Source organism: Microbacterium sp. 69-7 (assembly GCF_001897985.1).
Lineage (GTDB): Bacteria > Actinomycetota > Actinomycetes > Actinomycetales > Microbacteriaceae > Microbacterium > Microbacterium laevaniformans.
On the sequence record NZ_MKRU01000055.1, the window covers coordinates 1 to 10,110 of the forward strand.

The window sequence follows — 10,110 nt, forward strand, 5'->3', positions numbered from 1 at the left end:
CTGCTTGCGCAGGCGAAGGAGCAGGGCGTCAGCCTCGTGGGGCCGGGAGGCCTGCTGGGCGGGCTGACGAAGACCGTGCTCGAGACCGCGCTCGAGGCGGAGATGACCGAGCATCTCGGCTATCCGAAGCACGCGTCATCGAACGGCGAGAACGCGCGCAACGGGACCCGGTCCAAGACCGTGCTCACCGAGGTCGGTGCCGTCGAGATCGACGTCCCGCGGGACCGGGACGGGTCGTTCCAGCCGAAGATCGTGCGCAAGCGGCAGCGGCGGTTGGACGGGATCGACGAGATTGTCCTGTCGCTGACCGCGCGCGGGCTGGTGAGGTCGCGGCGCACTTCGACGACGTCTACGGGGCGAGTGTCAGCAAGGACACGATCTCGAAGATCACCGACAAGGTGATCGAGGAGATGACCGAGTGGCAGAACCGTCCACTGGACCGGGTCTACCCGGTGGTGTTCATCGACGCGATCGTGGTGAAGGTCCGGGACGGGCAGGTGCGCAACAAGCCGTTCTACGTCGCCGTCGGCGTCACCACGGCCGGGGAGCGCGACATCCTCGGGATCTGGGCCGGCGATGGCGGCGAGGGCGCGAAGTTCTGGCTGGGCGTGCTCACCGAGATCAAGAACCGCGGTGTCGAGGACGTGTGCATCGTGGTCTGCGACGGGCTGAAGGGCTTGCCGGAGTCGATCACCACGACGTGGGAGCTCGCGGTCGTGCAGACGTGCATCATCCACCTGATCCGCAACACGTTCCGCTTCGCGTCGCGCAAGTACTGGGACCAGATCGCTCGCGACCTGCGCCCTGTCTACACCGCGCCGACCGAAGCCGCCGCGAAGGCGAGGTTCGAGGAGTTCACCGAGAAGTGGTGCACGATGTATCCCGCGATCCGCAAGCTCTGGGAGAACGCCTGGACGGAGTTCATCCCGTTCCTGGACTACGACGTCGAGATCCGCCGCATCATCTGCAGCACCAACGCGATCGAGTCCCTCAACGCCCGCTACCGCCGCGCGGTCAGGGCGCGTGGGCATTTCCCGAACGACGCCGCCGCGTTGAAGTGCCTCTACCTCGTGACGCGGTCGCTTGACCCCACCGGCCGGGGTCGGGCACGCTGGGTGACGAGGTGGAAGCCCGCACTCAACGCCTTCGCGATCACCTTCGAAGGCCGAATCAACTGAAATGCGCCAGGCCAGATCCACCGTTAATCTGACACACCCTCACGCAGCATCTGCGGAACGTGGCCACCGCGGTGTTCCTCGAGCCGCTCGGGCCCGCCTAAGTTCGATCCCTAGTCCGACGCGTCGCCCGGCGGTTCTGCGGCCTCGTGTGCCGGAGAGGCACGAGGAAGGAGGTTGCGGCGGCGACGCGTTTGAGGATCTGCGCGTGGGGCGGTGCCGGTGGCGGGACTTCAGGTGATCGAGGTGGCGGTTACGGCATATCCCGCGCCGCCGTGCGGAAGCGTTCGATCGCGATGCGGGCGATGCGCGGGTCCGGGCAGAGGGGGGCCGCGACGACGTCGCCGCCGGCACTCGCGATGACGCGGGCGAAGTGGCCGGGGGCGAGGACGTAGCTCGCGATCGCCACACGTTCATGGCCGCTCTCGCGCGTCGTGCGCACGACATCGGTGATGCGCGGTCCCGTGCCTGCCGCGAAGCCGATCGCGACCGGTGCGTTCAGGCGCGCCTCCAGCAGCGTCGCCATCGTCGCGACGTCGACGGCCGCGGCCGGGTCGCTCGAGCCGGCCGCGGCGAGCACGACGGCGTCGCCTGGGCGCATACCCGCGGCCGCGAGCCGGTCGTGCATCACGTCGGCGAGGAGCGGATGCGGCCCGAGCGCGGGGGCGGCGGACGCGTGCCCGGGATGGGCGGAGACGGCGCGGGCGATGTCGACGTTCGTGTGGAACCCGGTCGACAGCAGCAAGGGGACGACGACGACCGCGCCGCCGGCGACGTGCCGACGGACGACCTCGTCGATCGCCGGCTCTTCAACGTCGACGAAGGCGTGCGTGACGGGCGTTGTGAGAACGTGCCGGGCGATGAGGTCGATCTGCGCCGTGATGGCCGCGCGACCGGCCGGGTCGCTCGTACCGTGCGAGCAGGCGATGAGGGTCGTGGTCACGGGGTCTCCTCGTACTGTCCGCGCAGGTCGATCCGGTAGCCGCGCTTGACGACGGTGCGGATGAGGCCGGGCGCGTGCAGCGCTTCTCGGACGCGGGCAATCGCGACGTCGACGGCGTGGTCGCTCTGACTCGATCGCGGAAGCGCGCTGCGCAGCACGCTGCGTGCGACGACGCCGCCGCGTGCGGCGAACAGGGCGGCCAAGACCGCGAGACCGCTGCGGGAGAGCGCGATGAGTCGCCCGTCGAGCACGGCGCCGGCGCTGCGCAGTTCGAGTCGGCCGGCCACGGTGTCGAGCCCGGGGGCGTGTCCGCCGCCGTAGTACGTTACGACGGCCCGCACGAGGGAGCCGAGGCGTCCGCGTTCGGCGATGAGCGGAGCGAACCCGGCCGTCTGCAGGGGGTCGGCGGTGATCGGCCCGACCGCCGCCATCAAGAGCCGTCCCGCCGCGGCGGCTTCGCGCAGCGCGTCGAGCACGTGCTCGCGTTCTGCGGCGGCGAGCCAGCCGGCGGCGCCCGGCGCCGAGGTGAACAGGACGGCATCCACCTCTCCCTGCGCCGCCGCGATGACCGATCGCGCGACCGCGTCCGGGTCGGCCGGCGGGCCCCAGCGGTACACCGTAAGACTGACGACCTCGGCGCCGGCGTCGGCGAACAGGGCGTCCAGTCCGTCGGCCCCGGACCCGTGGTGCTGCACCGCGACACGGCGGCCGTACAGGTTCTCCGCGAGCAGGAACGCGCCGAGCTCGCTCGAGGTCTCGGACTCGGCGACCCAGTCGGTCGTGAGCCCGGCCTGCTGGATCGCGCCGCGCGCCTTCGGGCCGCGCGCGACGATCTGCGCGCCCGCGAGTGCGGCCAGCAGCGCTTCTTGCAGGCCCGCCTCCTCGGCGGCCTCCATCCAGCCGCGGAAGCCCACCCCCGTCGTCACCACGACGACGTCCGGCGGCGCCGCGACGAGCGACCGGGTGGCGGCGATGAGCGCCTCGTCGTCGATGTGCGGCAGGATGCTGAGCGCCGGCGCCCGCCGGACCTGCGCCCCGTGCCGCTCGAGCGCGGCGGCGAGCTCGGAAGACCGCCGATCGACGGCGATGACGATTGAGCAGCCTTCGAGCGCGGCCGAGAGCAGGGGGCGTTCGGGGTCGGTCACCGGGTCGCGCCCTCCACTCCCTCACGCTGAGGCAGCAGCAGTTCGGCGCGGGTGACGTCGCCGATCACGATGACGGCGGGGTTGCGCACGTCGGCCGCCGCGGCGTCGCGCGCCATCGTGCCGACGGTCGTGCGGGTCGTGCGCTGCTGCGCGGTGTGGCCGCTCTCGACGATCGCCGCGGGGCGGTCGGCGGACACTCCCGCGGCCAGGGCGGCCGCGGCGAGGCGTGGGAGGGCGGCGACGCCCATCAGAACGACCGTCGTCAGTGCGGGGTCGGCGAGGGCGGCGAGGGTTGCAACAGACAGCTCACCCTGGCCGTTGACGATGTGGACCCCGGCGGAGACCCCGCGGTGGGTGACGGGGATGCCCGCGGCCTGCGGCACGGCGATCGCGCTGGAGACCCCCGGGACGACCTCTGCGGGGATGCCCGCGGCGATGCAGGCGGCCAGCTCTTCGCCGCCGCGGCCGAAGACGAACGGGTCGCCGCCCTTGAGACGGACGACGCGCTTGCCCCGGCGGGCGTGCGCGACGATCAGTTCGTTGATCTGCTCCTGCGGCACGGGGTGGTGGCCCGGTCGCTTGCCGACGTCGATGATCTCGACGTCGGGATCGACGCCCTCGAGCGCGCCGCCGGGTCCGAGCCGATCGGTCACGATGACGTCGGCTTCGGCGAGCAGGCGTCGGCCGCGCACCGTCATGAGGTCGAGCGGTCCCGGGCCGCCGCCGACGAGGTCGACGCGGCCGAGCGACGTGCGGCGGCGGCGCCGCACGGGCAGCGTGCCGTCGCGCAGCAGCGCGCCGATCGCGTCGCGCAGGCGCGCCGTGCGCCGGGGGTCGACTCCGGCATCCGACACGACGCCCACCACGACGTCGCCGGCACGCGCCTCGGCGGTCAGCCGCGCGCTGCCGTGCGCCCCGTCTGAGGCGTTGACGCAGAAGACCCGGCGCGCTTCGCACCAGGCCGCGATGCGCGCATCCGTCGCACGGTCGCCCGTCGCGGTGTGCACGAGCCACGCCTCGTCGAGGTCGGACGCGCGCACGCGGCGCGCCGTCCAGGGGAGGTCGTGGGCGTCGATCAGCTCGCGCACGTCGTCGGACACCTCGGGGGCGACGACGCTCACGCGGGCGCCGTCCTGCAGCATGCGCCACATCCGTCGCGCCGCGACGTCGCCGCCGCCGATGAAGACCACGTCTCGGCCCTCGAGAGTCAGTCCCAGCATCGTCGTCATGACGAGCCCTCCCATCTGATGAGCACCTGAGCCTCATCGTCGACCGCGGCCGGCCAGACGCGCAGCGCCTGCGGATCCTTGCCCTGCGTGTCCAGGCACAGGCCGCTGCGCAGGTCGAAGACCTGCTTGTACATCGGCGAGGCGACGGTCGGCAGGCCTTCGCGCGACCCGACGATGCCGCGGGAGATGACGTGCGCCCCGCTGTACGGGTCGAGGTTCGAGACCGCGTGCACGCGGCCGTCGTGCAGCAGGAACAGTGCGATCTGGGTGCCCTCCACGAGTGCCGCGCGGCCCCGCTCGACTTCGAGGTCGCCGAGTGCGCACACGCGCACCCAGGCGGTGGGTCGCGCGGGGCGCGGCTGGTGGGCGGTCAGGGTCGTCATCGGCGCACCTCCAGCACGGTCCCGGCGATCATGACGCCGGCGTCGGCCTGCTCGGCGGCGGTCGCGGGCCGCGCCTGCCCGCGTTCGGCCGTGTAGGCCAGCGACGGGTCGGGCGTGGTCGGCGCGTTCACGAACGAGGCGAAGCGGCGCAGCTTGTCGGGGTCGTCGAGCGTGGCTTTCCACTCGTCCTCGTAACCGTCGACGTGGCGCGCGACCGCGGCATCCAGGTCGGCGCAGATGCCCAGGCTGTCGTCGAAGATGACGGAACGGAGGCCGTCGATGCCGCCCTCGAGGTCGGCGAACCACGGCGCCGTCCGCTGCAGCCGGTCGGCGGTGAAGATGTAGTACATCAGGAAACGGTCGATCGCCTGCAGCAGCTCGGCGTCGCTGAGGCCTTCGGCGAGCAGCACGGCGTGGCGCGGGGTGAACCCGCCGTTGCCGCCGACGTAGAGGTTCCAGCCGGCTTCGGTCGCGATGACGCCGACATCTTTGCCGCGCGCCTCGGCGCACTCGCGGGCGCAGCCGGAGACGCCGAGCTTGATCTTGTGGGGCGATCGCAGTCCGCGGTAGCGCAGCTCGAGTCGCACGGCCATGCCGACGGAGTCCTGCACGCCGTACCGGCACCACGTCGAGCCGACGCACGATTTCACGGTGCGCAGCGACTTGCCGTAGGCGTGGCCCGACTCGAACCCGGCGTCGACGAGGCGCTTCCAGATGTCCGGCAGCTGCTCGAGGCGCGCGCCGAACATGTCGATGCGCTGACCGCCGGTGATCTTCGTGTACAGGCCGAAGTCCTGCGCGACCTGACCGATGACGAGCAGTCCCTCCGGGGTGATCTCGCCGCCGGGAATGCGCGGGACGACCGAGTAGCTGCCGTCCTTCTGCATGTTTGCCATGACGTGGTCGTTGGTGTCCTGCAGCGTCGCGTTCTCGCCGTCGAGCACGTGCGTGCCGGTGAGCGTCGAGAGGATGCTGGCGAGGGCCGGCTTGCAGAGGTCGCAGCCGCGGCCGGTGCCGAAGCGCTCGATGATCGCGCTGAAGGTGAAAAGGCCCGAGACGCGGACGGCGTCGAACAGCTGGCGCCGCGACATCGCGAAGTGCTCGCACAGCGCGTTGCTGACGGTCGCGCCGGTCTTCGCAAGCTCGGCGCCCACGATCTTCTTGATCGCCCCGACGCACGAGCCGCACGCCGCGCCCGCCCTCGTACAGGACTTGACGGCGGCGACGTCCGTGCAGCCCTGCTCGTGCACGGCGTGGCGGATGGTGCCGGCCGTGACGCTGTTGCACGAGCAGACGAGCGCCTCGTCGGGAAGGTCGCCGGTCGGCGCGGCGACGCCGTCCCCCGGGACGAGATACGCGGCCGGGTCGGCGCCGAGGGCGCTGCCCACGAGCGGGCGCAGCGACCCGTACGCGGACGCGTCGCCGACGAGGATGCCGCCGAGCAGGGTCTTCGCGTCGTCGGAGACGACGAGCTTCTTGTAGACGCCGGCGACGGGATCGGCGTAGACCACTTCGAGCGCACCCGGCGTCTGCGCGAACGCGTCGCCGAAGCTCGCGACGTCGACGCCCGAGAGCTTGAGCTTGGTGGAGAGGTCGAAGCCGGGGAACGCGGCATCGCCGCCGAGCAGGCGCGTCGCGGCGACCTCGGCCATGGCGTAGCCGGGAGCGACGAGCCCGACGCACTGCCCGTCGAAGCTCGCGACCTCGCCGATCGCGAGAACGAGCGGGTCAGATGTCGTGCAGCCGGCGTCGATGAGGACGCCGCCCCGGGGGTCGACGTCGATCCCGGACCCGCGGGCGAGCTCGTCGCGCGGACGGACCCCGACCGTGAACACGACGACGTCGGTCTGCGCGTAGCTGCCGTCGCGGAACTCGAGACCCGCGACCTGGCCGGTCGCATCCGGGTCGAGCCGCGTCGTGATCGACTCGGTCCGCACGCCGATGCTCCGCGACTCGATGAGGCGTCGCAGCGCGTCGCCGGCCGGGCGGTCGAGCTGCGCCGACATGAGGCGGTCGGAGGACTGCACGACGGTGCACGCGACGTCGAGGCTCTGCAGAGCGCCGGCGGCTTCGAGACCGAGCAGCCCGCCGCCGATGACGGTTCCGGTGAGGGGGCGGCCCAGCTGCGCGGACCGGTGCTCGACGAACGCCGCGAGCGCCTGCACGTCGTCGAGGGTGCGATACACGAAGCATCCGTCCAGTCCGAAGCCGTCGACCGCGAGGCGGGCCGCGTACGACCCCGTCGCGAGGACGAGGCGGTCGTAGGCGATGCTGAGGCCGGTCGCCGTGGTCACGCGCCGCGCGGCGCGATCGATGCGGACGACCTTCTCGCCCCGCAGGAAGCGCACGCGCTCGTCCTCGACGACCGTGCGGTCGAGCTCGAGGTCGGATGCCGAGGCGCCCGCGAACGACGAGGTCAGGGCGACCCGGTCGTACGGGTGGTGCTCCTCGTCCCCGATGAGCGTCACGCGCCACGTGCCGTCGGAGCGGCCCAGCAGGCTCGCGATGAAGCGATGGGCCACCATCCCCGCCCCGACGACCACGACGTGCGCGGTGTGGGGCGGGGTGGTGCTCATGCTGTCACCGTAGGCGGGCGCTGTTACGGGCCGGTCAGGGTGATGTTTCCGGCTGTCGACGATGCGCGGCATGGTCTCTCCGGCGATGCGGGGCGACGAGGGCCGGCGGTCAGGCGGCCGACGTGTTCGCGACGACGGCGACGTCGAGGGCGGGCTGGGCGGGAGCCGGAGCCGGCGTCGCCGCGGCGCGGCGCGCCTTGCCGCCGCGCGGCGTGCGGGGGGAGGCGCCCCGGGCGTACGTGAGGTAGAGCGGGAGCGCCGTGAAGACGAGGCCGCCGACGAGGTTGCCGAGGACCGTGGGGATCTCGTTCCAGACCAGGTAGTCCATGAGCGTGAAGTCGGCGCCCAGCAGCAGGCCGGAGGGGAAGAGGAACATGTTGACGACGGAGTGCTCGAAGCCCATGAAGAAGAAGAGCATGATCGGCATCCACATCGCCATGATCTTGCCGGGCACGTCCTTCGCGATCATGGAGAGCACGATGCCGGTCGAGACCATCCAGTTGCACAGGACGCCGCGGATGAAGAGGGTCAGCATGCCGGCGGCGCCGTGCTCGGCGTAGCCGACCGTGCGGCCCTCGCCGATGTGGCCGATCGCCTCGCCGACCTCGTTCGGCGGCACGGAGAAGCCGTAGGTGACGACGATGGCCGTGAGGACGGCGACCGTGAACGCGCCGATGAAGTTGCCGACGAAGACGAGGCCCCAGTTGCGCAGGATGCCGCCGATCGTGACGCCCGGACGCTTGTCGAACCAGGCGAGCGGGGCGAGGACGAAGACGCCGGTGAGGAGGTCGTAGCCGAGCAGGTACAGCATGATGAAGCCGACCGGGAACAGGATGGCGCCCAGCAGCGGGATGCCGGTGGTCACGCTGACGGTGACGGCGAACGCGGCGGCGATCGTGAGCAGGGCGCCGCCCATGATCGCGCGGACGAGGGTGTCGCGCGTGGAGAGCATGACTTTCGACGCACCGGCGTCGACGATGGTGGAGACGAGTTCAGCGGGCTTGACGTAGGACATGGCGTGCCTTCCGAGCGAGGACCGCGGCCGCACGGTGGCTCCGGGGCCGATGGGGCGAAGCTACGGCCGCGATGTTTCCGTGGCGAGCGCGGGAATGTGATCTCTCGTAACCGTTTCCTCTCTCTCGGAGAGTGGCAATTGTGACATTGCCCGCAGGCTGGAACGCCTCGCGAATCGGCAGTCAGCGAAGACGACCGCGTGCGAATAGTGCACTTACGGACAAAGCACTCCGCCACTACAGGACATCGGTGACGGTTCTGCATGAGGACATCCGTGACACTTCCGGCGGTCTTGGTGGTGTCACTTCGGCCGGTGTGATGGGGAGAGTGACCCCGTCCGAGCCCGTTAATTCTCGTGTTCGCCTCGTCATCACGCAGTGGCCCGATGATGCCCCGCGCGGGGCGGTGAGTACGTTCTGCGCCGAGCGCGACATCTCCCGCAAGACGTTTTACACGATCCGCAAGCGAGCCATCGAAGAAGGGCCGGCAGGGGCGCTCGAGCCGAAGTCACGCCGTCCGAAGTCGAGCCCGTCGATGCTGACCGACGAGGTCAAACGGCAGGCGATCGGTGTGCGGGCCGCGTTGGAGCAGTCCGGGCTGGATCACGGTCCGATCAGCGTGCACGACAAGATGCGCACGCTGAGGATGGACCCGGTGCCGTCGACGGCGTCGGTGGCGCGGATCTTCCGCCGGGCCGGCGTCGCGCGTCCTGAGCGAAGAAGAAGCCGCGCGCTGCGTATCGCCGGTTCGTCTACCCGGCGCCGAACGCGTGCTGGCAGTTGGACGCGACCGAGTATGTCCTCGCCGGCGGCCGCAAATGCGTGATCTTCCAGCTCATCGATGATCACTCCCGCCTCGCGGTGGCGTCCCACGTCGCCGCCGGCGAGACTTCGGCGTGCACGTCGTCGCGAAAGGCATCGCCGCGCACGGCGTCCCGCAACGCCTGCTCACCGATAACGGTGTCGCATTGAACCCGTCACGGCACGGGATCGTCGGGCAGCTCGTCGACTACGTCACCCGGCTCGGGGTGAAGCCGATCACAGCCCTACAAGCCGACCACGCAAGGCAAGAACGAACGCTTCCAGCGGACCCTGTTCCGATACCTCGACAAGCAGCCGTCGCGGCGACACTCGCGCAAATGCAGGCGCACGTCGACGAGTTCGACCGGATCTACAACACCGAACGTCCCCACCAGGGGCTGCCCGGCCACCACTGGATGGCGGCGTCCCCCACGCTCGGCGTTTGCGAAGGTCAGCGGCTCGTTCGTCCAGTGGGCGCATCAAGCGATAGACGCAAAGTCGACGTGATTAGGTCGTCGGTTCGATTCCGACAGGCGGCTCCGGCGAACAGCCCCTGACCTGCGGAAACGCAGGTCAGGGGCGGTTCGGGTTCTGGTGCTCGCGCGATGCACTGGCCTCAGTGCTCTGCCCGACACCGACGTCGCTCTCCTCTGCGACAGACCCCCTCGCCGGCCGAGCGCTGGGCAACGCAGCATGGCATTGCGTCGCGACCTGGCGACCGCTCGGCGGGGCGCGATCGTCTCGTGCGTTGGCGGACTACGGGAGCTTGGACGCGAGAACGTCGGCCGCCAGGATCTCGGGTGCTGCGCCGAGGAGGTGCTGGTTGGCCATCAGAGCTGCGACGA

Annotated in this window: 6 protein-coding genes and 3 pseudogenes; 2 read left to right on the plus strand and 7 right to left on the minus strand. The window is 70.9% G+C overall.

All coding sequences use genetic code 11. The features are described from left to right. A pseudogene (locus BGN98_RS04820) lies at positions 1 to 1,178 on the plus strand (IS256 family transposase); the annotation flags it as partial. Positions 1,179 to 1,428: 250 nt separating this feature from the next. Here the strand turns inward: BGN98_RS04820 and BGN98_RS04825 are convergent. The 6 genes from BGN98_RS04825 to BGN98_RS04850 all read right to left on the minus strand — a co-directional run bounded on the left by BGN98_RS04825 (position 1,429) and on the right by BGN98_RS04850 (position 8,466). Beyond that, entirely contained in the window at positions 1,429 to 2,118 is a 690-nt protein-coding gene (locus BGN98_RS04825; RefSeq protein WP_288119924.1) for a sirohydrochlorin chelatase, read from the minus strand. After that, the gene (locus tag BGN98_RS04830; protein ID WP_288119926.1) at positions 2,115 to 3,263 is read right to left on the minus strand and encodes a uroporphyrinogen-III synthase; all 1,149 of its coding nucleotides are present in this window, start codon (positions 3,261 to 3,263) and stop codon (positions 2,115 to 2,117) included. Before BGN98_RS04830 ends, BGN98_RS04825 begins: the two co-directional genes overlap by 4 nt. Next, positions 3,260 to 4,492, minus strand: coding sequence for a uroporphyrinogen-III C-methyltransferase (gene cobA / locus BGN98_RS04835; protein WP_288119928.1), 1,233 nt, complete (start codon positions 4,490 to 4,492; stop codon positions 3,260 to 3,262). Before cobA ends, BGN98_RS04830 begins: the two co-directional genes overlap by 4 nt. Next, positions 4,489 to 4,875 carry a nitrite reductase small subunit NirD gene (nirD, locus tag BGN98_RS04840; protein ID WP_288119930.1) on the minus strand — a complete coding sequence of 129 codons (387 nt, stop codon included), beginning with the start codon at positions 4,873 to 4,875 and terminating at the stop codon, positions 4,489 to 4,491. Before nirD ends, cobA begins: the two co-directional genes overlap by 4 nt. Then, positions 4,872 to 7,451 carry a nitrite reductase large subunit NirB gene (gene nirB / locus BGN98_RS04845; protein ID WP_288119932.1) on the minus strand — a complete coding sequence of 860 codons (2,580 nt, stop codon included), beginning with the start codon at positions 7,449 to 7,451 and terminating at the stop codon, positions 4,872 to 4,874. Before nirB ends, nirD begins: the two co-directional genes overlap by 4 nt. A 109-nt stretch (positions 7,452 to 7,560) precedes the next feature. After that, positions 7,561 to 8,466 (minus strand): formate/nitrite transporter family protein, encoded by a 906-nt coding sequence (locus tag BGN98_RS04850; protein ID WP_288119934.1) that lies wholly within the window; start codon positions 8,464 to 8,466, stop codon positions 7,561 to 7,563. A 326-nt stretch (positions 8,467 to 8,792) separates the two neighbouring features. Between BGN98_RS04850 and BGN98_RS04855 the strand changes: the two are divergent. Then, positions 8,793 to 9,672, plus strand: a pseudogene (locus tag BGN98_RS04855) (integrase core domain-containing protein); the annotation flags it as partial. Between the two features lie 349 nt (positions 9,673 to 10,021). On the opposite strand, the pseudogene BGN98_RS04860 reads toward BGN98_RS04855, so the two are convergent. Next, positions 10,022 to 10,110 (minus strand): annotated as a pseudogene (locus BGN98_RS04860) (antibiotic biosynthesis monooxygenase); the annotation flags it as partial.

Excerpts from the sequence above, each read along its gene's own strand:
- cobA (WP_288119928.1), bottom strand. The coding sequence starts at position 4,492 with ATGACGACGATGCTGGGACTGACTCTCGAGGGCCGAGACGTGGTCTTC.
- nirD (WP_288119930.1), bottom strand. The coding sequence starts at position 4,875 with ATGACGACCCTGACCGCCCACCAGCCGCGCCCCGCGCGACCCACCGCC.
- nirB (WP_288119932.1), bottom strand. The coding sequence starts at position 7,451 with ATGAGCACCACCCCGCCCCACACCGCGCACGTCGTGGTCGTCGGGGCG.
- BGN98_RS04850 (WP_288119934.1), bottom strand. The coding sequence starts at position 8,466 with ATGTCCTACGTCAAGCCCGCTGAACTCGTCTCCACCATCGTCGACGCC.